The following is a 22,664-nucleotide window of genomic DNA, read 5'->3' on the forward strand; positions in this document are numbered from 1 at the left end:
GGCATGGACAGCCTCCGGAACGAGCTGATGCGGTTCATTCAGCAGCCCACCGCTCAGCAGGACCCACCCGCGCTCTACCGCAGGCTGCTGGCCGAGGCGCCGGTCCTGGACCTCGGCCCGCTGTACGTGGTCTCCGGACACCAGGAGGTCGTCACCGTCCTGATGAACCCCGGCACCCACGTCGACCCGACCTCCGTCGGACTGCCCCGGGCGGGCAACACCGCCCTGCTCAAGGTGGTCGACCGGATGCTGCCGATGCGCGACGGCGCCGACCACACCCGGCTCAAGCGGCTCGCCACCACCGCGTTCAGCCACCGCCGGCTGGAGCAGATGCGCGAGCGGATCGAGACCACCGCCGCCCGGCTGCTCGCCCCGCTGATCGCCGGCGGCTCCTTCGACCTGGTCGCCGACCTCGCCGTGCCGCTGCCGGTGGCGGTCTCCTGCGCGATCCTGGACATCCCCGACAGCGAGCAGGACCGGATCACCGGCTGGGCCGGTCTGGTCACCCGCTCCTTCCTCGACCCGTTCGGGAAGGGCCCGGAGGCCGCCGAGCTGGACGCCGAGTTCGCCGAGTTCCGCAGCTACGTCGAGGAGTTGTGCGCGTCCCGGGCCGACCGGCCCGGTGACGACCTGATCTCCCGGCTGACCGTCGCCCGCGACGAGGGCCGGCTCGACGCCGAGGAACTCCTCGCCTTCGTGGTGATGCTGCTGGCCAACGGCCTGGAGACGCTCACCGCCGGACTGGCCGTCGCCGCCTGGGAGTTGATCCGCACCCCCGGCCTGGCGGCCCGCGTCCGCACCGAACCCGCCCTGGCCGCCGCCGTGTTCGACGAGGCCCAGCGCCTCGGCAGCCCCGTCCGGGCCAGTGCCCGGGCGCTGACCCGGGAGATCGCCGTCGGCGACGAGGTGATCCCGGCCGGCCGGGTCGCCGTGCTGCTGTACGCCGCCGCCAACCGCGACCCGCGGCGCTTCACCGACCCCGACCGCTTCGACCCCGACCGTGCCGAGCGCCAGCACCTCGCGTTCGGCCACGGCCCGCACCACTGCCTCGGCGCCCCGCTCTCCGGGATCGCCGGCGCGGCCGTCCTGCGCGGACTCGCGGAGGCCGGCCCGACCCGGGAGTTGAGCACCACGCTGACCGACGCCACCGCCCGCCGCCACGAGCAGTTCGCCTTCGGCGGCATCCGCGAGCTGCCGGTGGCCTGCCCGCCGCGGGAGCACGCGCAGGGGGTGGCGGCATGAGCACGGTGACGGAACCCCGGGACACCGGGGCCGCGGAGCGCTCGCAGGCCGCCCGGGCCGCCGTGCAGGCCGCCGCCACGCTGGAGTCCGGGCTCGACCATCCGGTGCGGCTGGTCACTGCGCGGCTGTGGCTGGCCGGCGTCGCGCTGGTGCTGGCCGTCGGCGCCGGTACGGGCTGGGCGGTGTGGGGCACGCTCCCGAACACCATGACGGTGCACGCCGTCGTCGCGCACGGGACCGCGCCGGTGCGGGTCTTCGCCGAGCACCCCGGCAGCCTGCTGGCGTTCCGGGTCCGCCCCGGACAGCCGGTGACGGCCGGCCAGGTGCTGGCGCAGCTCGCCGGCCCGGACGGCACCACCGACCTGACGGCTCCCGCCACCGGCACGGTCAGCGCCCTGCTGACCACGCCCGGCGCCCAACTCGCGCCCGGCGCACCGGTCCTGGCCCTCGACCCGGCCGACGCGCCGGCCACCGTCAGGCTGCTGATCGACAACCCGAAGGACGCCGCGAAGCTCGCCCCGGGCCTGCCGGTGCTGGTGCCGGTGCTCGGCGGGGGAGCGGTGCGCGCGGTCGTCGACCGGATCGACCCGCTGCCGGTCCGCGCCGACACCCTCGACGGCACCCTGCCCGTCGCCGTCCCCGGCCTGCCCGCAGGCTCCGCCCCCGTCTGGGTGGCGTACGCCCGCCTGCCGCAGAACGTCCCGGTGACCGGACCGCTGGCGCTGGACGTGCAGGTCGACCTCGGCAGCCGCCACCCGTACCAGGCCGTGCTCGGGAAGGAGGCCAAGCGATGAAGCCGACCGCGGTCAGGACCGTGGAGCCGCCCGCCGCGGCGGAGCGCGACACCTCCGGCGGCGGCCCGGCGCGCGCGGCCGGGAACCCGCCGAAGCGGCCGAAGGCCAAGCGGCGCACGTACCTCCGCACGCCCGTCGTGCCGCAGATGGAGGAGCAGGACTGCGGGGCCGCGTGCCTGGCGGTGGTGCTGGGCGCGTTCGGGCGCCGGGTGACGCTGCACGAGGCGTCGCGGGCCTGCGGGGTGAGCCGGGACGGTGCGAGCGTGGCCGCGGTGGCGCGTGCGGCCGGGCGGTACGGCCTGGTGACCCGTGGGCGCCGGGTGGTGCGCGGGGACGATCGGCTGGCGGGGCTCGGCGAGGTGCCGGTGCCGTCGCTGGTGCTGGTCACCGGCCCGCACTTCGCGGTGTTCGAGGGCGTCAAGCGCGGCCGGGTGTACGTCAACGACCCTTCGCTGGGCTCCTATTCGGCCACCCCGGCGCAGTTCTGGGACTCCTTCGCGGGCATCGCCGTCGGCTTCGAGCCCGGCCCGGACTTCGAACGCGGCGGCCGGCGCTTCCCGCTGCTGCGGGCGCTGGCCGCCCGGATGCGGCCGTACGCCTGGCCGCTGCTGGTCGCGGTGCTGGTCGGCATGCTGATGACGGTGCCGGGCGTGGCGGGCGCGTTCCTGCTGCGCACCTACCTGGCCGCCGTGGTCAACGCCGGTGCGGACGCCTGGGCGATGCCGCTGACCGTGGCGGGCCTGACCGTCGCGGGGCTGGTGCTGGCCGGGAACTGGCTGCGGGCGGTGATGGTCAACCGGGTGCTGGAGGCGATGGCCGCCCGCTCGTCCGCCGCGTTCCTGTGGCGGATGCTGCGGCTGCCCGGCGCGTTCTTCCACCGGCGGCAGCTCGGCGGACTGGTGACCCGGGTGCAGCTCAACGACGGCCTGTCGAACCTGCTGTCCTACCGCGTCGCGGGGGCGGTGTCCTCGCTGACCACCGCCGCCGTGCACCTGACCGCGCTGGTCTGGCTGGCGCCGAAGCTCGCCGTGATCCCGCTCGCCGTCGCGGTGCTGGACGTGCTCGCGCTGCGCTCCGCCGACCGGCGGCGCGGCGGCATGGTCCACCGGCTGCACGCCGAGGGGCACAAGCGGGACGGGGTGGCGTTCGCCGGGGTGTCGGCGATCGAGACGGTCAAGGCGGAGGGCGCGGAGGACGCGCTGTTCCGTGCCTGGGCGGGCTGGCAGGCCCGGGTCGTGCACACCGGCCAGCGGGTCTCCGACGCCGTGCTGGTGCCGCTCTCGCTGCCCGGCGCGCTCAACTCGGCCGCCGCCGCCGTCGCGGTGGTCGCCGGCACGGTGCTGCTGCTGGCCGGCTCGCTCTCCTTCGGCACCCTGGTGGCGTTCCTGCTGCTGCTCAACGGCTTCCTCCTGCCGGTCTCCCAACTGGTCGGCACCGGATCCGAGTTCACCATCGCCCGGGCGCAGAACGCGCTGCTGGAGGACATCGCGACCAGCGAGGTCGACCCGTACCTCGCGCCGGTGCTCGAAGCGCCCGCCGAACCCGTCCGGCTGCGCGGCGAACTGGAGCTCCGCGACCTGGAGTTCGGCTACGACCCGAACCGGCCGCCGGCGCTCTCCGGCATCTCGCTGCGGATCGCCCCCGGCGAGTGGGTCGCCGTGGTCGGCGCCTCCGGCAGCGGCAAGTCCACGCTGGCCCGGCTGGCGGCGGGCGTGCTGCGCCCCTGGAAGGGCGAGGTGCTGCTCGACGGGCGGCCCCGCGACGACTGGCACCGGGGCGTCGTCACCGGTCAGGTCGCCTACGTGGAGCAGCAGTTGAGATTGTTCGAAGGCACCGTCCGGGAGAACCTGACGCTCTGGGACCCGGCCGCCGACGAGGACGCCCTGCACCGGGCCCTCGCCGACGCCGAGGCCGTCGAACTCGTCCGCCGCCGCGGCGGGCTGGACGCGGCCATCGACGAGGACGCCCGCAACTGGTCCGGCGGCGAACGCCAACGCCTGGAACTGGCCCGCGCGTTGGCCCTCGACCCGGCCCTGGTGGTGCTCGACGAGGCGACCAGCGCACTCGACGCGCACACCGAGGCCGCCGTCAACGGGCACCTGCGCCGACGCGGCGTCAGCTGCCTGGTGCTCGCCCACCGGCTCTCCACCATCCAGGCCGCCGACCGCGTCGTGGTGATCGCCGCGGGCCGCATCGTCCAGCAGGGACCGCCCGCCGAACTCGCCGAACAGGACGGCCCGTACCGGGAGTTGCTGCGCGAGCACGAGGACCGCAGGACCACCGACCTTCCCGCCCGAACGGAGGAGCAGGCATGAGCACGATGACCGCCGCCCACCGGGGCGGCGCAGAGACTGTCGCGGCGGACACCGAGCGCGACCCGGCGACCCGGGTCGACGCCACCGCGGCTGCCAACCGGACCGCGCTCGCGGACGCGTTGGCCGCACTGGGAGCAACCGTCACCAGCCGTCCGCACACCGACCCGCGCCCCGGCGACAGCTCGCCGTTCGCGCCGCGCCACCGCGCGGACCGGGCGCGGGAGGTGCTGCGGGCCCTGGGGGTGGACGTTCCCGAGGAGATCCCCGCCGAGGTGCGGGACGCCGCCGATCCGGTCACCGCGCTGCTGCGCCGGGCCGGGGTGCGCTGGCGTCCCGTCACCCTCCCGGACGGGGACGAGACCGGCACGGCCGGGCCGATGGTGGCGTTCGCCGCCGAGGACGGCCGGCCGATCGCCCTGATTCCCCGGGCCGGACGGCACCGCCGCCTGGACCCGGCCTCCGAACGGCGCGGAGTCCGTTCGGAGTTGAGCCGCCAGGCGCTGCTGCTGTACCCGCCGTTGCCACCGGGGCGCCCGACCCCGGGAGCCCTGCTGCGCTTCGCGCTCGCCGTCCCCGGCGCCCGCCGGGACCTGGCGGCGCTGGGCGTGGCGGGGCTGGTCTCGGCGCTGCTCGGCCTGCTCGTCCCGCTGTCCACCGGAGTGCTGCTGCCCGGCCTGCTGCTGGCCGATCGGCACCCGGTGCGCTGGCTGGCCGTGCTGCTGGGCTCCGCGGTGGCGGCGTCCTGGCTGCTCACGCTGGTCCGCAACACCGCGGCCGTCCGGCTCACCAGCCGGGTGCAGAACGCGCTCGAACCCGCCGTCTGGGACCGGCTGCTGGCCCAGGACGCGCGGTTCTTCCGCGACTTCACCACGGGTGACCTGGTGCACCGGGCGAACGCGGTGGCGCAGGCCCGACAGGTGCTCTCGGAGGGGCTGGTGGGCGCCGTGCTGGGCGCGGTGTTCGCCGTCACCGGCCTGACGGTGCTGCTGCTGGTGGACTGGCGGCTCGGCGGGCTGCTGCTGCTCGCCGTGCTGGCGGTGACGGCCGTGCTGCTGCTGCTCGGCCGTCGCCGCCAGGAGCACGAGGCGAAGGTGTTCGAGGCCCACGGCCGGCTCCAAGGGGTGCTGTACGGGCTGCTGTTGGGCATCGACAAGATCCAGACCGCGGGCCGGGAGATCCAGGCGTTCGCCCGCTGGGCGACCCCGTTCGCCGGGCAGAAGCACGCGGACGCCGCCGCGATGCGCTCCGACGCGCTCGCCGGCGCACTGACCACCGCCCTGCAGCCGATGCTGCTGGCGGTGCTGCTGGCGGGGGCGACGTTCGGCCCGGGCGTCACGGCCGGGCACCTGATGGCGTCGGGTGTGGCGATCGGCCAGGTCGCGCTGGCGCTCGGCCAGGTCACCCACGCGGCGACCAGCGCGTACGGCATCGCCCCGGTGCTGGAGCGGCTGCGGCCGATCCTCGCCGAGCCGGCCGGCGCGCAGGCCCAGCGGTCCGGGCAGCTCGCCGACCCGGGCCGCCTGAAGGGCCGACTCGCACTGGACGAGGTGACCTTCCGCTACCCCGGCAGTGCCCTGCCCGCACTGGACGCGGTGTCGCTGCGCGCCGAGCCCGGCGAGTTCGTCGCCGTGGTCGGCCCGTCCGGGGCGGGCAAGTCCACCCTGATCCGGCTGCTGCTCGGCTTCGAGCGGCCCGAGTCCGGGGCGGTCCGCTACGACGGCCGCGAACTCGCCGCGCTGGACGCCCGGTTGGTGCGCCGACAGCTCGGCTCGGTGCTCCAGCACGGCCGGATGCTGCGCGGCACGCTGCTGGACAACCTGGCCGGCGCCGACCCCGACATCGACCCGGAACGGATCTGGCACGCCGCCGAACTCGCCGGGATCGCCGACGAGTTGAGAGCCCTCCCGATGGGCCTCGGGACCAGGGTCGGCGAGGACTCGCAGGGCTTCTCCGGCGGCCAGGTGCAACGCCTGCTGCTGGCCCGCGCGCTGGTCCGCGACCCCGCCGTGCTGCTGCTCGACGAGGCCACCTCGGCGCTCGACAACACCACCCAGCAGCGGGTCGCCGACGCCGTCGCCGGACTCGACCGCACCCGCCTGGTGATCGCCCACCGACTGAGCACCATCCGCACCGCCGACCGGATCTACGTGCTGGACGGGGGTCGGGTGTCCGCCGAGGGCACCTACCGCGAACTCCTCGGCACCGACCCGCTGTTCACCCGCCTCGCCCGTTTCCAGGAGATGTGAGATGTCGCTCGAGATGCAGACCTGGCTCCGCACCGCCGGAAGTCCGGGCCCCGACCGGCAGACTGCCGCGCTGCTGCCCGAACTCCCCGGCGCCGACGCCCGGTTGCGGGCGGTGATCGCCGCCGCCGCGAGCTTCGACGAACGCGCCGCCGCCCGCGACGACGGACAGGCGCTGTTCACCCCCGACCCGACCGAGGACCGCCGCAGCCGCGCCGCCGCCGTCGAGACCTGGCTGAGCCGGGCGGCCGGCGACCAGGGCGCCGCCGGCGTGCTGCTGGAGCACCTCGCCGAGACCGGCCGTCCGCTCGGCGAGGGCCTGCGCCGGGTCCGCCTCGCCGACCCGGCGAAGCTGCCGGCCTGGGCGTACGCGCTGGCCGCCTTCCTGCGCGCCCAGCCGGCCGAACCCGCCACCGGGCCGGGCGCGTTGACCGCCGGCTTCGCGGCCGCCGCCGATGCCCTGCTGCCCACCGGGCCGGGCGGCATCCTCGGCGTCCCGGTCGCCGACACGGCCCGCGCCGACCTGGCGAAGACCCTGACCGTGCGGCTCACCGAGGTCGGCCACCTGACGTTCTGCCACGAGTTCCAGCTCGCCACCGGCCGCCCCCGCGCCACCGACTGGGACGCCCAGGGCGGCCTGGACGCCTCCGCCGCCGGCTGGCTGGCCCGCCTGGAACGGCTGCCCGCCCTCGCGTACCTGGTCGGCACGGTTTGCCGGCAGTGGCAGGAGATGTACACCGAGATGTTCGCCCGGCTCGCCGCCGACCGCGGCGAACTGGTCGCGCGGATGTGGCAGGGCGCCGAACCGGGCTCGCTGACCGCGGTGCGCGGCGACGCGGGCGACCGGCACGCCCAGGGCCGCTCGGTGGCGCTGCTGCACTTCGAGCACGGCGCGGGCGTGGTCTACAAGCCCAAGGACATGCGGCACGCCACCGCCTTCCTCGGCCTGGTCGAGCGCCTCAACTCCGAACTGTCGCTGGACCTTCCGGTGCGCACCGTGCTGGTCCGCTCCGACCGGGGCGACGACGGCCACGCGGCCTCGCTGACCACCGACTGCTCCGGCGACTACGGCTGGGAGGAACTGGTCCCGTCCCGTCCGTGCGCCGACCGCGAGGGCTTCGCCCGGTTCTACCGCCGCCTCGGCATGACGATCCGCCTGGTCCAACTGCTGGAGGGCCGCGACCTGTGGGCGGACAACCTGATCGCGGACGGCGAGCACCCGGTGCTGGTCGACCTGGAGTGCCTGCTGTACCCGCGGGTGCAGGCCCCGCCGGTGCTGACGGCCGCCCAGCACGACCTGCTCGACGAGCTGGAGACCACCGTGGTGCGCACCGCGATGGCCTTCCAGTCCTGGACGCCCGCCGGGCGCACCGAGGCCCTCGACGTCGGCTGCCTGTCCCGGGTCGGCGGCCTGGAGACCGCCCCCGGCGTTCCCGTCCTGCCGCTGCCCCCGTACCGCCCGGTGCACGACGGGCAGCCCGCCGACCCGTGGCAGTACACCGCCGAGGTGATCGACGGCTACCGCGAGATGCACGCCGCCCTGTACCGCCTGCGCGGTGAACTCGCGGACCCGGAAGGGCCGTTGAGCGGCTTCCGGGGCGTCTGGGTGCGCTACATCTGGCGCCACACCTGGGACGGCTACAAGATCCTGCGGGCCTCCACCAGCCCGCTCGCCCTGGACGACGGCGCGACCCGGGAGACCGTGATCGCCGGCGCGCTGCGCGGCGTCGTCACCGCCCGGGCCGGGGACGCCGCCCGCGGCGACCTGCTGGAGGTGGTGCTCGCCGAACTCGACTCCTTCCGCTCCTTCGACATCCCGTTCTTCCGCTCGCTGACCACCTCCTCCTCGGTGTTCACCGCCGACGGCCGGGAGATCCCCGGGCACTTCCGCTCCACCGGCTGGAAGCGCCTGCAGCAGCGGGTCGCCGAACTCGACGGCTTCGACCTGGACACGCACGTCGCCGTGCTCTCCGGCTGCGTGGACGCCGCCCGGGCCGGCACCGAACAGGCCCCCGCCGCGCCCGCCCGCCTGCTGCCCGCCGCCGAACCGCCCACCCCGGGCGAACTGCTGGCGGAGGCCACCGCGCTCGGCGACCGGATCCTCGCCGACCGGCGGCCCAGCGGCTGGCTCGGCCAGAGCTGGTACCCGGGCACCCGCCTGCGGCAGATCGAGGCGATCGCCCCCGACCTGGTGTCCGGCACCCTCGGCATCGCCCTGCTGTTCGCCGAGCTCTGGTCCGCCACCGGCGAACCGCGCTTCCACCGGGCCGCCCACCTGCTGCTGTCCGAGGCCGCCGAGGTGATCGACCCCGAGCAGCCGCGGGCCTTCGTGTTCGCCTCCGACCCCCGGCTGGCCGCCGGATCGCCCGTCCCCGGCGGCTTCGCCGGACCCGGCGCGATCATCCACGGCCTGGCCCGCGGCGGCCTGCTGCTCGGCGAGCCCGCGTTCCTGACCGCCGCGCAGGCCCTGGTCCCCGGCGCGCTCAAGGTCGCCGAGTCCGTCTCCGACCGGCCCGGCCGCCCGCGGACGGCCGCGCCCGCCGACGTGCCGATCGGCGCCGCCGGCCTGCTGCTCAACCTGCTGCGGCTGCGCCGCGCCGCCGGAGCCGGCCACGCCGACACCGACCGGGCGATCCGCGCCCTGGCCGCCCGGGCGCTCGACCGGCTCGGCGACGAGACCCCCGCGTTCGACTTCCGGGGGCTCGTCCCGGGCGGCGTCGACTCGATCGCCGCCGCGCTCGCCCGCACCGTCGCCGAGGCCCCGACGCTGCTCGCCGACCCCGAGGCCGTCCGCGCCCGGCTGCGCGCCCACCGCTTCGCCACCGACACCCGGGCCGGCCGGCTCGCCTGCCTGGACACCGCCGTCTCGCTCGGCGCGGACGCCGTGGACGGCGCCGACCTGGGCGCGCTCGCCCCGCCCGTCACCGGCCCCGCACTGGCCGCGCTCTCCGGCCGGGCCCTGCTGTCCGCCGCCACCGAGGCGCTCACCGCCGCCGAGGCCGGCCTGGTCCACACCCTGCCGGAGGACACCGAGGCACTGCTGCCCGGCCCGTTCTACGACGGCCGGGAAGCCGCCGCGCCGATGGTCCGCGAACTGATCACCCGGCACCGCCTGCACGGCACCTGGTTCCCCGACCGGGTCATCGACGACACCGTCAACCTCGGCGCGCTGGACGGCACCGTCGCCGTCGGCCTGCTGCTGCTGCGCCTGCACGACGCCTCCGCCGCCCCGCTCGCCACCCTGCGCTGACCGCGCCACCGCTTCGAGGAGTCCCCGCCATGTCCGAACTCATCAGCTTCAAGCGCCAGTTCACCCCGTACGTGGTCGACGGCGAGGCCGTCTACCTGGTCTCCGAGCGCGGTGTCTCGGTGGTCGACGGCAAGCTCGCCCAGGTCCTCGCCCCGCTGCTGGACGGCACCCGCACCACCGAACAGATCGGCGCCGCCCTCGACGGCGTCGTGCCCGCCGACAAGGTCGACGCGGGCGTCGGCAAGCTGCTGGCGGGCGGCTGGCTCACCGCCGCCGACCCGGACACCGACCGCCACGGCGCGGCCTTCTTCGAGATGGCCGGGCAGGACGGCGACACCGCGGCGGCCGCGCTGCGCAGCGCCCGGGTGCGCATCGAGGTCCACGGCGAGCTGGACGCCGCGCCGTTCCTGGCCGCGCTGACCGCCGCCGGCGTGACGGTCGACCAGGACGCCGAGTTCACCGTCGCCCTCACCGAGGACTACCTGCACCCCGGCCTCGCCGAACGCAACCGGCGGGCGCTCGCCGAGGGCCGCCCCTGGCTGCTGGCCCGCCCGGTCGGCTCGATCGTCTGGGTCGGCCCGGTGTTCAGCCCGGACGTGCCCGGGGTCGACGGCTCGGGCTGCTGGGAGTGCCTGGCGCACCGGCTGTCCGCCAACCGGCAGTCGCTCAGCTACCTCCAGCACCGCCTCGGCCAGGACGAGCCGATCTCCACCGCCGGCGCCCACCTGCCCGCCACGCTGGCCCTCGGCACCCAGCTCGCCGCCCTGGAGACCGCCAAGTGGCTGGCCGGCGTCCGCCCGGCGCAGCCCGCCGTCACCACCCTGGACACCGTGCTGCTGGAGAGCGAGAAGCACACCCTGGTCCGCCGCCCGCAGTGCGCCGCCTGCGGCGACGACGCCACCGTGACGCGCCGTCAGCTGGAGGCCGTCCGCTTCGAGTCCCGTCCGAAGGCGTTCACCGAGGACGGCGGGCACCGCTCCGCCTCGCCCGAGGACATGCTGGAGAAGTACCGCCCCCAGCTCAGCCCGATCACCGGCGTGGTCACCACCCTGGTCCCCGCCGGCAGCACCCCGGCCGGCCTGCGGGTGTACATCTCCGGGCAGAACCTGTCCCGGCAGGCCGGCAGCCTCCGGCAACTGCGCAGCGGCCTGCGGTCGAACAGCTGCGGCAAGGGACGCACCGACGCGCAGGCCCGGGCGTCCGCGCTCGGCGAGGCCATGGAGCGGTTCTCCGGCGTCTTCCAGGGCGACGAGGCCCGCCGCCTGGCCACCTTCGCCGAGCTCGGCGACGCCGCGATCCACCCCGGGCGCACCCTGCTGTACTCGGCGAAGCAGTACGCCGAACGGGACCACTGGAACGCCAAGCGGTCGACCTTCAACGTCGTCCCCGAGCCGTTCCGCACCGACGACCCGATCGAGTGGTCCCCGGCCTGGTCGCTGACCGAGCAGCGCCACCGCTGGCTGCCCACCCAGGCGATGTACTACGGCTACCGGCACCACGGCCGGTTCTACGCCACCGGCGACTCCAACGGCTGCGCCGCCGGCACCTCCTTCGAGGACGCCGCACTGCAGGGCTTCCTGGAACTCGTCGAACGCGACGCGGTGGCGCTGTGGTGGTACAACCGCGTGCAGCGCCCCGGCGTCGACCTGGACTCCTTCGGCGACCCGTACATCGACCAGCTGCGCGAGATCTACCGCGGCCTGCGCCGGGAGATCTGGGCGCTCGACCTGACCGCCGACTTCGGCATCCCGGTGATCGGCGCGTTCTCCCGGCGGACCGACGCCGGGGCCGGCACCAACGAGGACGTGCTGATCGCGTTCGGCGCTCACCTCGACCCGCACATCGCGCTCACCAGGGCGCTCACCGAGATGAACCAGTTCCTCGGCCCCGTCGCCGGCGACGAGCACGGCCGGGTCACCTACGCGGGCGCCGACCGCGACCAGAAGGCCTGGTGGACCACCGCCACCGTGGCCAACCAGCCCTACCTGCTGCCCGACCCGAAGGCCCCGCACTCCACCCTCGCCAGCTGGCTCCCGCTGGCCGGCGCCGACCTCGCCGACGACCTGGCGCTGGTCCAGCGCATCGTCGAGGACCACGGCATGGAGTTCCTGGTCGCCGACCAGACCCGCCCCGACGTCGGCCTGCCCGTCGCCCGGGTGATCGTCCCCGGCATGCGGCACTTCTGGGCCCGCTTCGCGCCGGGCCGGCTCTACGACGTCCCCGTCCGGCTCGGCTGGCTGGACACCCCGACCCCGGAGAGCGCGCTCAACCCGATCCCGATGTTCATCTGACCGAAGCGCGGGGCAGCCGGGCCCGGCTGCCCCGCCCACCCGGGGAGGTACCCATGACCGTCATCGAACACCTGCCACCCGCCCCCGCCACCGGGGGCCACCGCCCGCTCCGCCGCCTGCTCCGGCTGCGCCCCGAGGTCGACGTCACCGCCCAGGGAGCCGACGTCGAACTCGCCCATCCGTGGGGCCGCCAGCGCGTCCACGCCCTCGGCGAACGCACCGTCGCCGCCCTCGCCGAACTCACCCGCACCGACGCCGACCTGGACGAACTGGCCCTCGACCAGGTCCGGCTGCTCAAACTGCTCGAACGCTTCCCGTACCTGGTCACCACCACCGTCACCGACCCGCTCGGCGACCCGCTGGCCACCGCCGTCCCCATCGCCCGCTCCGCCGACCTGCCCGGATTCGCCCGCCCCACTGGGCAGTTGGTGCTCTCCCGGTTCGCCTACCTGCGCCGGCTGCCGGACGGCCACGGCGAGTCCTGCGTGCTCGAATCGCCGATGGCGCCGTTCCGGCTGGTCCTGCACCGGGCCGCCGCCGGCGCGTTCGTGACGGCGCTCGGCACCGCCCGCACCGCCCAGGACGCCGCGCTGCTCGCCGGAATGTCCGCCGGCGAGGGCGAGGCCCTGGCCGGACTGCTGGCCGGCGGCGGCTTCCTGGACGCCGGACAGGGCGCCGAGGCCCCGCTGTGGGACTTCCACGACCTGCTGTTCCACGCCCGCAGCCGACCCGGCCGGCACGACTACCCGAGCGGCGGCGTCTTCTCCCACCAGGACATCCCGCAACTGCCCGCGGTCTCCGGCCCCGGCACCCGCGAGGAGGGCCCCGGCATCGACCTGCCGGTCCCCGACTGGGAGACCGTGCTCGCCCGCGACCCCGCGCTCAGCGAGGTGCTGGAGGGCCGCCGCTCGGTCCGCCTCTACGCCGAGACCCCGGTGACGCTCGACCAACTCGCCGAACTGCTCTACCGGGTGGCCCGGGTCCGCCGGATCATCCCCGGCGACCCCGCCGACCCGCACAGCTACGACGGCGTCGACCGCCCCTACCCGGCCGGCGGCGCCACCGGCGAACTGGAGGTCTACCTCTCGGTGGTGAGGTGCGTCGGCCTGGAGCCCGGCGTCTACCGCTACGACGCAGCCGCGCACCGGCTGCGCCCGCGCCCGTTCCAGAACCCCGCCGAGGAGAACGCGTTCGCCGAACTGATCACCTCCGCCTGGCGGGCCACCGCCCAGAGCGTCGAACCGCAGGTGCTGCTCACCGTCACCACCCGGTTCGGCCGACTGTCCTGGAAGTACAGCCAGATCGCCTACGCGCTGACCCTCAAGCACGTCGGCGTGCTCTACCAGACCCTCTACCTGGTGGCCACCGCGATGGGTCTGGCCCCCTGCGGCCTCGGCTCCGGCGACACCGACGCCGCCGCCCGCGCCCTCGGCCTCGACTGGGCCGCCGAATCCTCCGTCGGCGAGTTCCTGATCGGCAGCCGCCCCAGCGGCCTGCCGCGCACCGCGCACGGCTTCGCCGACGTGGTGGACGCCGCCCGGGCCGGGGAGGGCCTCGGCGGGAGCTTCTGAACGGCCGGACGCACGCCTGCGACCCGTCAGCGGGAATCTGACGGGTCGTCGGCGTGTCTCGGTGTCGTTCGGTCCTACAGCCAGCCGCACTCGCGGGCGATCCGGATCGCGTCGCACCGGTTGCGCGCCCCGGTCTTGGCGATCGCCGCCGACACGTAGTTGCGCACCGTCCCGGGCGACAGCGACAGCGCCGTCGCGGCCTCCTGCACCGTGCTGCCCTCGGCGATCTCGCCCAGCACCGCCAGCTCCCGGCGGCTGAGCGGCCCCGCCTGCCCGGTGCGGACCGCCTCCAGCACCAGCCGCGGGTCGTACACCCGGCCGCCGCGGGCCAGTTCGCGCACCGCCGCGATCAGCGCCGGCGCCTGCACGTCCTTCAACAGCACCCCGGCCGCGCCCTCCACCAGCGTCCGCCGGTCCTGCGCCGTGCGCGGCAGGGCCGGCACCAGCAGCAGCACCGCGGCGTTCGGTGCGGCATGCTGCAGGCGCCGCGCGGCGGCCGTCGGATCCGGCTGCTCCGGATCCAGGCCGAGCACCGCGACCGCCGGGCGCACCCCGGCCGCCGCCGCCACGGCCTCCTCGCCGCCGACCGCTTCGGCGACCACCGCGAGGTCCTCCTCCCGGTCCAGCAACGCCCCCAGACCCGAACGGAACAGGTGGTGCCGATCGGCCAACAGCACCCGGGTCGGGCTCGCCGTCGCTGCCGCGGCGAGCGGGAACTGATGGGGCAGGGCCCGCTGCACCAGCGGGCGTTCCAGTGCGGTGGTCATCCGGACGCCTCCCCGGCTCTGCGGCCCGGCCCGGTCAGCCCCAGCCCCAGGTGTCCGAGTGCGGCGGCTCGGTCGAGGTCGGGCTGCCGGACGGGGCCGGGGTCGGGGTCGGGCCCACCACGATCGCCTGCGACGACGTGTCGCCGCCCTGCTGCGGCCCGCCGACCACGGCGCCGTCCGCCGTGACCACCGCGCCCGGCCGGCTCGGCCCGGCCAGTTCGGCGGCGGTGGCGACGCCACCCACCAGCATCGCACCCAGAGCGGCAATCGTGACAAAACGGATGTTCAGCGTCATGGGAGTGCCCGATCCTCTCGCGTTCGCCGATCCCCGGGCTGCCGCCGGGGAGTGTGGTGTTGAACTGCCGTCAGGTGGCCGGTCCGATCCGCGGCCCCCGTCGGGGGCTGCTCCCGCGGTCTCGCACCGCCGTCCTGCTGACATCACCAAGAGTGGCCCGGGCGGCACCCCCGCGTCAGCACCCGGAGCTGGCACCAGAGTGCCGTGACACCGAACGGCCACCCGGTCGACGGGGCGCCAACTCCGGTCATGGGCCTGCCAAATGAGGGTGCGGGCCGGTCAACTCCGGGCCCGGGCCGCCAGCATGCCGAGCGCGATCCACGGATCGGCCTCGCACCGCACCACCGCCCAGCCCGCCAGCGGCCCGCCCGGCTCCACCAGCGCGCCCGTGCCCGCCCGCAGCGCCAACTCCGCGGCCAGCAGCGAAGGAGCCGCCAGGAAACACACCGCCGCCAGCCCGTCCGCCCCGAACAGCACCCGGGCGTGGCACACCCGGGCCCCGTCCAACGACAGCCGCATCAGGGCCTGCCGCACCGGACCGGCCCCGGCCTCCACCTCCGGCCCACTCGGCAGGGGGCGCGGCGGAACCAGCTCCAGGCGGATCGCGTACACCCCCCCAGCGTGACAAACCGCGGCCCCCACCGGACCGGGTCACGGGTGACAGATATCCGCCTGGCACGAAAATGACAGTTGTCCGGGGGCCTTCACTGTTCGCCCACCTGTCAGACAGAATCTCCGCAAGTCAGTTCAATACCTGAGCGGGCTCGAACACCTGACGCCCGATCAGCACGCTACCCGGGGGCAGCGCCGTGAACCGGCGCCATGGAGGCCGACATGAACAGAGCGACGCGGAACGGCACCGGGCAGGACATGCGGAAGACCGACCGTTGACGGCCGGCGGCCCGATCGGGCTCGACGCCTTCGGCGAAGCCGTCTACCGGGCGATGCTGCTGCACCCCGACCTCGACACCGGCGGCCTCGCCGCCCACCTCGACAGCACCGAGACGGAGGTCTGCGCCGCCCTCGACCGCCTCGCCGACCTCGCCCTCACCCGCCCCACCAGCTGCGGTACCCGCTGGCGCGCCGTCAACCCGGAACGCGGCCTGGCCGCCCTCCTCGCCCACCAGGAGGCCGAGGCCGCCCGCCGCCAGCGCGAGATGGAACGCAGCCGCGCCGCGATGGCCGGACTGATCGCCGAATACGCCAGCCTGCACGCCCCCGGCGAACAGCGCGGCATCGAAATGCTCGCCAGCCTCGACCAGGTCCGCGACCGGCTGATCCAGCTCGCTTCCGACGCCACCGCCGAAGTGCTCTCCTTCGCCCCCGGCGGCCCGCAGCCCGCCCAGGTCATGGAGGCCAGCCGCGCCCTCGACCAGGAGACCCTGGAACGCGGCGTCCGGATGCGCACCGTCTACCAGGACAGCGTCCGCAACGACCCCACCACCGTCCAGTACGCCCGCTGGCTGCACGGCCTCGGCGGCGCCGTCCGCACCGCGCCCACCCTGCCGCTGCGCATGATCGTGGTCGACAACGCCACCGCCATCGTCCCGATGGACCCCGAGGACCCCCGCAAAGGCGCCGTCCTGCTCCAGAGCCCCGGCGTGGTCGCCGCCCTCCGCGCCCTGTTCGACCAGGTCTGGGACCACGCCCGCCCGCTCGGCGAGCCCGACCGCCGCGACCCGCACGGCCTCACCGGCCAGGAACGCGAACTGCTGCGCCTGCTCGCCGAAGGCCTCACCGACGAACGCGCCGGCCAACGCCTCGGCGTCTCCCTCCGCACCGTCCGCCGCATGATGGCCGACCTGATGGTCCGCATGGACGCCCGCAGCCGCTTCCAGGCCGGCATCCAGGTAGCCGCCCTCGGCTGGCTCGGCGCCGCCGAGGACGCCCCCGCCTGACCGCTACCCGCCGGCGGCCGCCGCAGGCGCTTGCCAGGCCTGACGGCGGGCTGCTGTTGGTGCTTGCCCCGGCCCGACGCGGGCCACCGCCGGCGCTTGCCCGGCCCGACGCGCGTGTCGCTGGCCAGTGCCTGCCCCGGGCCGTCGTTCGCTGCCGCAGGTGCTTGCCTCGACCCGACATGGGCCACCGCCGGCGCTTGCGTGGGCCTGGTGCGTGCTGTGCCTGTCTCGGCTCGCCGTCGTTCGCTGCCGCAGGTGCCTGCCCCTGCTTGCCGCGTGCTTCCACCGGCGCTTGCCCAGGCCTGACGGCTGCCCCGGTCGGTGCTCGTCCCGGGCCGCAGCCGTCCGCCACCGCCGGTGCTTGCCCGGCCCGACGCGCATGTCACCGGCCGATGCCCGCCTTGGGCCGCCGCAGGTGCCTGCCCCGGTCGACGTCCGTTATCGCCGGTGCTTGCCCCCGCCGGCCGGGGTCGGGGTCGGGTACGGGATTCGCAGCTTGCGGGCGAACGGTGCCACGGATGCGCCCACGCCCAGGGGGCGGGCCAGGACGAACAGCGAGACCAGCACTGCCAGGGCGCCCGCGGCCAGGCCCGCCATGCTGGCGAACAGCCCTGCGCCGAACTGGCCGGCCAGCCAGCGGGCGGCGAACGCGCCCGGGAGGCACGCCACGATCAGGCCCAGGTGCAGGGTCACCAGCCGGAAGCCCTCCAGCCCGCTGCCGCGCCGTCCGCGCCGCACGCCCAGGTCGACGGTGGCGTTCGCGCCCGGGGCGAAGGCGTCGGTGCGCAGCACCATCGTCGAGTCCAGGTCCGTGCTCGGTTCCGGGGCGGGCACGGCGGCCGGGGGAGCGCCCTTCGCCAGGCGGCGGCCCAGCGCGACGCCGGTCACCACCACCGACAGGGTGGCGGCTGCGGTGTGTGCCACCGCCATGCCGATCACCTTGTTCTGGAGCGGCAGCACCTCGTACGCCACCCAGCACAGCGCCGCGTTCGTACCCGTGCTGACGAGGGTCAGCCAGAACGGCGTCCTGGCGTCGCCCATCGCGTAGAAGCCGCGGGCCAGGCCGTACTGGGCGCAGAACGCGGGCAGGCCGATCGCGAAGGCCATCAGCAGCTGGCCCACCACCATGGCGTCGTCGTGCACGGTCTTGCCGGTGCCGTAGCCGTACGCGGCCATCGCGATCTGCGAGCCCAGCGCGAAGAACAGCACGGCCGCGGTGACCACCATCGCCGCCGAGGAGCGCAGCACCGCCGACAGGTCTTCGCCGATCTTGCGGTAGTCGCCCGCCGTCGCGGACCGCGCCATGCTCGGCAGCAGCGCCGTCACCAGCGACACCGTGATCACGCCCTGCGGGACCACGAACAGCGCGTAGGCGTTGTTGTAGGCGCTGAAACCGCGTCCGCCCGGGATGCCGGCGTCGTGCGCCGCGTCGCCCGCGCCGGTGCTCAGGTTGGTGATCACCGCGAAGGACAGCTGGGTGGCCGCCACCAGGGCCAGCGCCCAGCCCGCCGCGCGCAGCGGCCGGGTGAGGCCTGCGCCGCGCCAGTCGAAGCGCGGGCGGTAGGTGAAGCCGGCCTTGCGCAGCGAGGGCAGCAGCGCGGCGGCCTGCACCACGATGCCCAGCGTCGAGCCGAGGCCCAGCAGCAGCGCGTCGCCGCTGCTCACCTCCTCGGCCCGGTAGGCGTGGTGCCCCATCGCCAGGTAGCCGCCGAACACGCCGATCGCCACCACGTTGTTCAGGACCGGCGTCCACATCATCGCGCCGAACCGGTCACGGGCGTTCAGCACCTGTCCGAGCAGGGTGAACACGCCGTAGAAGAGGATCTGCGGCAGGCAGTACCGGGCGAAGGTGATCGCCAGGTCGCGCTGCACACCGCTGAACTTGGGCGCGTAGAAGTCGACGATCTGCGGGGCGAACAGCCACGCGCCGACCGTCAGCACCACCAGGATCACGCCGCACAGGGTCAGCAGCCGGTCGGTGTACGCCTGGCCGCCGTCCTTGTGGGTCTGCATCGCGTGCACCAGCTCCGGCACGAACACCGAGGCCAGCACACCGCCGAGCAGCATCATGTAGACGATGTTCGGCAGCGAGTTCGCCACGGTGAACGCGTCGCCGGCCGGGCCGGTGGCCAGCGCCGCCACGATCACCGCGCTGCGCACGAAGCCCAGCGCGCGGGACGCCAGCGAGCCCAGCGCCATGATCAGGCCGTTGCGGCCGGTGGACGCGGCGGGCTTCTCGGCGGCGGGCTTCGGGTCCTCCTGCTCCTCGCTCGCCCGCGGCGCCGGCACCGGGGCCTGCGGCGGGGGCGGCGGGTAGCCGGCCTGGCTGTACTGGTCGAAGTCGGGAATCCGGCCGAGCTGCATGGTCGGCGGGTCCTGCGGGACGTACGGGCCGCCCTGCTGCGGGTAGGGCCCGCGCTGCTGGGCGTACGGATCGTACGGGTCGGTCGGGCCGTCCGCGGTGTGCATGGTCATCGGACCCCCCGTCGATCGGTACCCGTCCGGCGCTGCGCGGGAAAAGTTCGGGAAAAGCGCGGGGAACGACCTGGTTTCCGTCCGGCGCCTGCCGGTTGCAGGGTGCACCCAGCCGCAGAAGTCTGCCGCAACTCGGCACCCGATGGGGAGTCGGGTGCCGTTCGAGGGCCTGCCCGGCCCGTTGCGGTGGGCATCCGGGAGTGGTGGCGGGTCGGCCGCCGGGCGTCGTTTCCGCCCGGAAACATGCGGAATGCCGCCCACGTCCGTTCCCTCCCCCGGAGCGGGCGGATGCGGAGTGTGACGTTGCTCACGAACCGTCAGGAACGGCTCGGGTCGTGCTCCGCGGCCGGTTCGGCGGGCAGCGGCGCGGCCAGCACCCGTTGCACCCGGGATCGCAGCCGCCGGTGCAGTCGGCGGACGTCCCGGGCGAGTCCGCCCGGCAGCCAGAGTTCCACCGCCAGCGTCGTGACGGCCAGCACCACGGCCGCCGCAGCCCAGCCGGCCAGCACGTCGCTGGGGTAGTGCACGCCCAGCGCGAGCCTGGTCCAGCCGACCGCCAGCACGGTGAGCGCCGCGCCGGTGCCCGCCACCGCCCGCACCGCCCGGTCCGCGCGCGGCCGGAGCAGCACCAGCAGCGCCCCGCAGGTCACGGCGGAGGCGATCGCGTGCCCGGACGGGAAGCCCGCGCCGGAGCCCGCCGCGACCGGGTCGACGAAGTGCGGCCGGGGGCGGCCGATCAGCGCCCGGCCGGCCGTGCTCGCCGCCCAGCCCAGCAGGCCGGCCGCGAGCACCCAGCCGGCCAGCACCCGGGTGCGCACGCACCACAGCCAGAGCGCGGCGGCGCCGAGCAGGGCGCGCATGGTCCACGGCGCGCCCAGGTCGGCCAGCGTCTGCATGGCGGCCGTCCACACCGGGTGCCGCAGCGCGTACCGGTGCAGTGCCGCCGCCCAGCCGTGGTCCAGCCGGGCCAGCGGGGACCAGTCGGCTTTCACCAGGACCAGCAGCACCGTGAAGAGCAGCAGGCCCGTCAGTCCGATCCAGGCACAACCGAGCAGGGTCCGGCGTTGAACCGGAGAGCGGCGGCTGCCGCGGCCGGCCGCCGATGAACCATCGTTGGGCTGGTGCATGACAGAAACCTTCCCCGCGGCGCGGGTCAACCGGCTGTCCGGCGATAGCGATTCGGCATCGGTTGTGCGGATGTGTCGCGAAGGTCCCGCGCCGGTTCGGTGGCGCCGGATGGACGCGGGGTGTGCGGGCTGCGTCACGCTGCGTCTATCGATCGGATGAAAATCGGCAGGATACTGCATGGCTCACGAAAAACTGAGCTACTTGGGAATGTTGTCCGATTTCTGTGCGTTGGATCGTTACGTGTGAGCCGGGAACTGGCCCACACGGTTGTGCCAGGTGGCGGAACGGAGCCCCCCGGCACCGTCAGTGAGGGAGCAAGCATGGCCACCCGTGCCGTCGTACGCGACAGGGCCGATCGGACGCGCACCGCCCGACCGACCAACCTCGAAGCCGACCGCGACCTGGTCGGCATGTACCTCGACGAGATCGCCAGGACGCCCCTGCTCGACGCCGCCGAGGAGGTCGAGCTGTCCCTGCGCATCGAGGCCGGGGTCTTCGCCCAGCACCTGCTGGACGAGGAGGAGCAGCTCGACGGCGTCAGCGTCGAGGAGCTCCGGGTGATAGCCGACGACGCCGAGCGCGCCAAGGACGTCTTCATCCGCTCCAACCTGCGCCTGGTGGTCGCCGTCGCCCGCCGCTACCCGCGGAGCGGCCTCCCGCTGCTCGACCTGATCCAGGAGGGCAACGCCGGCCTGGTCCGCGCGGTGGAGAAGTTCGACTACTCCAAGGGCTTCAAGTTCTCGACCTACGCGACGTGGTGGATCCGCCAGGCGATCACCCGCTCGATCGCCGACCAGTCCCGCACCATCCGGCTGCCCGTCCACCTGGTCGAGGAGCTCGGCCGGATCCGCCGGGTCCAGCGGGAGAAGTCCAAGGAGCTGGGCCGCGAGGCCGAGCCGTCCGAGATCGCCGCCGAGCTGGACACCACCGAGCAGCGGATCAAGGACGTGCTGGACTGGGCCCGCGACCCGGTCAGCCTGAACATGGCGGTCGACGACGAGGGCGAGACCCAGTTCGGCGACCTGGTGGAGGACACCGGAGCCGTCTCGCCGGAGGACGCCGTGCTGGTGATGCTCCGCCGCGAGGAGCTGGACGACCTGATCGGCCGCCTCGACGACCGCACCGCGTCCATCATCCGCAGCCGCTACGGCATGGAGGACGGCCGCGAGCGCACCCTGACCGAGGTCGGCAAGCAGCACGGCCTGACGCGCGAGCGGATCCGGCAGATCGAGAAGCACGCGCTGGCCGAGCTCAAGAAGATCGCCGACCACGCGGGCTTCGAAGCCGCCTGAACCCGAACCGGCCTGCCGGGCGCCCCTGCGGGGGCGCCCGGCAGTTCTACAGTGGACGGATGACCGAGCAGGACGAGAACAAGCCCAAGCCGCGACTGGTCTTCAAGGACCCGTTCGACCAGCAGACCAGTGACGACACCGACCGCGGCTGGGGAGAGTCGCAGGGCGGGCGGGGGCTGGACTGGTACCTCGACCAGCGGCCCCCGCACCACGGGGAGAAGTAGCCGGGGGAGTGCCGGCCGTCAGCGGCGGACCAGTGCGTCGCGGATCTCGGTGAGCAGCCGGACCTCCCTCTCCTCGGCCTCCAGCACCTCCTCCTCGACCGTCTTCCGCTTCTCCAGGAAGTGGTTCATCGGCAGGACGATCAGGAAGTACACGACGGCCGCGATGATGATGAAGCTGATCACGGCACTGATCACCGAGCCCCAGAGGATGAAGATCCCGGAGGTCACGTTGCCGCTCGCGTCCATCGAGCACGGCCCCCGGAGGCAGGACGCGTAGCTGTTCAGGTCCTTGGTGCCGATCAGCCCGAGCAGCGGGTTGATGATGCCCTTGACGAACGCATTGACGACGTTGGTGATGGCCGCGCCGATGACGACGGCGACGGCGAGGTCCACCACGTTGCCGCGGAGCAGGAATTCCTTGAAGCCTTTCATGCCGCGTCGAACGGCGGCCGCACGTAGAGGTCACGGGTGAATCTCCGACCCTCCGGTTGACGCCCGGGGGCATTCGGCGGCCCCGGGGCCGGGCGGCGGGGAGGGCCGCGGCGGGCCCGAGCCGAACGCGGCGGCCAGCGCCAGACAGGCCACTGCCAGCAGACCCGGACGCCGGCGCACGGCCTGTCGCAACCGGTGGCGGCCCCGCGCGGTGCCCCGGATCGGCGGAAAATCGGGCACCTCGCGGCGCGGCGGCACCAGCGCGGCGGGCAGCGGGGGCAGCACGAAGGCGGTCATGGCGGCAGGCCCTTCCTGGGGGGGGCGGCGGCCCCGGCCGGGGTCGCGGCAGCCATCCTGCGACCACCCGGCCGCCCCCGCCCGCGGTTGTCCGCAGCCTGTGGAAAACCCCGGCCTGTGGAAAACCGCCGTCACCCGCAGGGCTGACGC

Annotated in this window: 16 protein-coding genes; 10 read left to right on the plus strand and 6 right to left on the minus strand. The window is 74.8% G+C overall.

The features are described from left to right. Positions 1-3 precede the first annotated feature (3 nt). From ACIQF6_RS10455 to ACIQF6_RS10485, 7 genes are read left to right on the plus strand one after another with little or no spacing between them, the layout of a single operon-like run. Entirely contained in the window at positions 4-1,242 is a 1,239-nt protein-coding gene (locus tag ACIQF6_RS10455) for a cytochrome P450 (RefSeq protein ID WP_400892656.1), read from the plus strand. Then, positions 1,239-2,036 (plus strand): HlyD family efflux transporter periplasmic adaptor subunit, encoded by a 798-nt coding sequence (locus ACIQF6_RS10460; RefSeq protein ID WP_400892658.1) that lies wholly within the window; start codon positions 1,239-1,241, stop codon positions 2,034-2,036. The genes ACIQF6_RS10455 and ACIQF6_RS10460 overlap by 4 nt, the downstream gene beginning before the upstream one ends. After that, positions 2,033-4,351: an ATP-binding cassette domain-containing protein gene (locus ACIQF6_RS10465; RefSeq protein ID WP_400892661.1), complete on the plus strand. Its 2,319-nt coding sequence runs from the start codon at positions 2,033-2,035 to the stop codon at positions 4,349-4,351. The genes ACIQF6_RS10460 and ACIQF6_RS10465 overlap by 4 nt, the downstream gene beginning before the upstream one ends. Continuing rightward, positions 4,348-6,597 (plus strand): ATP-binding cassette domain-containing protein, encoded by a 2,250-nt coding sequence (locus ACIQF6_RS10470; protein WP_400892664.1) that lies wholly within the window; start codon positions 4,348-4,350, stop codon positions 6,595-6,597. The genes ACIQF6_RS10465 and ACIQF6_RS10470 overlap by 4 nt, the downstream gene beginning before the upstream one ends. Before the next feature lies 1 nt (position 6,598). Then, entirely contained in the window at positions 6,599-9,844 is a 3,246-nt protein-coding gene (lanM, locus tag ACIQF6_RS10475; RefSeq protein WP_400892666.1) for a type 2 lanthipeptide synthetase LanM, read from the plus strand. Between the two features lie 29 nt (positions 9,845-9,873). After that, on the plus strand, positions 9,874-12,135 hold the full coding sequence (locus ACIQF6_RS10480; RefSeq protein ID WP_400892668.1) for a TOMM precursor leader peptide-binding protein: 2,262 nt from the start codon (positions 9,874-9,876) through the stop codon (positions 12,133-12,135). 53 nt (positions 12,136-12,188) lie between these two features. Beyond that, positions 12,189-13,706, plus strand: a complete 1,518-nt coding sequence (locus tag ACIQF6_RS10485) for a SagB family peptide dehydrogenase (RefSeq protein WP_400892670.1) — start codon at positions 12,189-12,191, stop codon at positions 13,704-13,706. Positions 13,707-13,780: 74 nt separating this feature from the next. On the opposite strand, the gene ACIQF6_RS10490 is transcribed toward ACIQF6_RS10485, so the two are convergent. The 3 genes from ACIQF6_RS10490 to ACIQF6_RS10500 all read right to left on the minus strand — a co-directional run bounded on the left by ACIQF6_RS10490 (position 13,781) and on the right by ACIQF6_RS10500 (position 15,380). Continuing rightward, positions 13,781-14,473, minus strand: a complete 693-nt coding sequence (locus tag ACIQF6_RS10490) for a response regulator transcription factor (protein ID WP_400892672.1) — start codon at positions 14,471-14,473, stop codon at positions 13,781-13,783. Positions 14,474-14,507: 34 nt separating this feature from the next. Next, positions 14,508-14,768: a hypothetical protein gene (locus tag ACIQF6_RS10495; protein WP_400892674.1), complete on the minus strand. Its 261-nt coding sequence runs from the start codon at positions 14,766-14,768 to the stop codon at positions 14,508-14,510. A gap of 279 nt (positions 14,769-15,047) precedes the next feature. Continuing rightward, positions 15,048-15,380, minus strand: coding sequence for a hypothetical protein (locus ACIQF6_RS10500; protein WP_400892676.1), 333 nt, complete (start codon positions 15,378-15,380; stop codon positions 15,048-15,050). 275 nt (positions 15,381-15,655) lie between these two features. Here ACIQF6_RS10500 and ACIQF6_RS10505 point away from each other — a divergent pair, with 275 nt between their 5' ends. After that, on the plus strand, positions 15,656-16,666 hold the full coding sequence (locus ACIQF6_RS10505) for a LuxR C-terminal-related transcriptional regulator (protein WP_400892678.1): 1,011 nt from the start codon (positions 15,656-15,658) through the stop codon (positions 16,664-16,666). A gap of 438 nt (positions 16,667-17,104) precedes the next feature. Here the strand turns inward: ACIQF6_RS10505 and murJ are convergent, their stop codons facing one another. Together murJ and ACIQF6_RS10515 are read right to left on the minus strand one after the other, a co-directional pair. Further along, a complete protein-coding gene (murJ, locus tag ACIQF6_RS10510) occupies positions 17,105-19,141 on the minus strand; it encodes a murein biosynthesis integral membrane protein MurJ (RefSeq protein WP_400892680.1) in 2,037 nt (678 codons plus the stop codon). A 317-nt stretch (positions 19,142-19,458) separates the two neighbouring features. Then, a complete protein-coding gene (locus ACIQF6_RS10515; protein WP_400892682.1) occupies positions 19,459-20,268 on the minus strand; it encodes a phosphatase PAP2 family protein in 810 nt (269 codons plus the stop codon). 321 nt (positions 20,269-20,589) lie between these two features. On the opposite strand from ACIQF6_RS10515, the gene ACIQF6_RS10520 reads away from it, so the two are divergent. Then, positions 20,590-21,561, plus strand: a complete 972-nt coding sequence (locus tag ACIQF6_RS10520; RefSeq protein ID WP_400892684.1) for a sigma-70 family RNA polymerase sigma factor — start codon at positions 20,590-20,592, stop codon at positions 21,559-21,561. Positions 21,562-21,620: 59 nt separating this feature from the next. Then, on the plus strand, positions 21,621-21,785 hold the full coding sequence (locus ACIQF6_RS10525; protein WP_400892686.1) for a hypothetical protein: 165 nt from the start codon (positions 21,621-21,623) through the stop codon (positions 21,783-21,785). 18 nt (positions 21,786-21,803) lie between these two features. Here ACIQF6_RS10525 and mscL read toward each other — a convergent pair whose 3' ends face one another. Next, complete coding sequence (gene mscL, locus ACIQF6_RS10530) at positions 21,804-22,217, minus strand: large conductance mechanosensitive channel protein MscL (protein WP_400892688.1); 414 nt, start codon at positions 22,215-22,217, stop codon at positions 21,804-21,806. Positions 22,218-22,664: the final 447 nt, after the last annotated feature.

This window comes from Kitasatospora sp. NPDC092948 (assembly GCF_044754805.1).
GTDB lineage: Bacteria > Actinomycetota > Actinomycetes > Streptomycetales > Streptomycetaceae > Kitasatospora.

Coding starts and splice junctions, on each gene's coding strand:
- ACIQF6_RS10465 (WP_400892661.1), top strand. CDS start 2,033: ATGAAGCCGACCGCGGTCAGGACCGTGGAGCCGCCCGCCGCGGCGGAG.
- ACIQF6_RS10485 (WP_400892670.1), top strand. CDS start 12,189: ATGACCGTCATCGAACACCTGCCACCCGCCCCCGCCACCGGGGGCCAC.
- ACIQF6_RS10455 (WP_400892656.1), top strand. CDS start 4: ATGGACAGCCTCCGGAACGAGCTGATGCGGTTCATTCAGCAGCCCACC.
- ACIQF6_RS10460 (WP_400892658.1), top strand. CDS start 1,239: ATGAGCACGGTGACGGAACCCCGGGACACCGGGGCCGCGGAGCGCTCG.
- ACIQF6_RS10515 (WP_400892682.1), bottom strand. CDS start 20,268: ATGCACCAGCCCAACGATGGTTCATCGGCGGCCGGCCGCGGCAGCCGC.
- ACIQF6_RS10480 (WP_400892668.1), top strand. CDS start 9,874: ATGTCCGAACTCATCAGCTTCAAGCGCCAGTTCACCCCGTACGTGGTC.
- ACIQF6_RS10470 (WP_400892664.1), top strand. CDS start 4,348: ATGAGCACGATGACCGCCGCCCACCGGGGCGGCGCAGAGACTGTCGCG.
- lanM (WP_400892666.1), top strand. CDS start 6,599: ATGTCGCTCGAGATGCAGACCTGGCTCCGCACCGCCGGAAGTCCGGGC.
- murJ (WP_400892680.1), bottom strand. CDS start 19,141: ATGACCATGCACACCGCGGACGGCCCGACCGACCCGTACGATCCGTAC.
- ACIQF6_RS10520 (WP_400892684.1), top strand. CDS start 20,590: ATGGCCACCCGTGCCGTCGTACGCGACAGGGCCGATCGGACGCGCACC.
- ACIQF6_RS10525 (WP_400892686.1), top strand. CDS start 21,621: ATGACCGAGCAGGACGAGAACAAGCCCAAGCCGCGACTGGTCTTCAAG.
- ACIQF6_RS10495 (WP_400892674.1), bottom strand. CDS start 14,768: ATGACGCTGAACATCCGTTTTGTCACGATTGCCGCTCTGGGTGCGATG.
- ACIQF6_RS10490 (WP_400892672.1), bottom strand. CDS start 14,473: ATGACCACCGCACTGGAACGCCCGCTGGTGCAGCGGGCCCTGCCCCAT.
- mscL (WP_400892688.1), bottom strand. CDS start 22,217: ATGAAAGGCTTCAAGGAATTCCTGCTCCGCGGCAACGTGGTGGACCTC.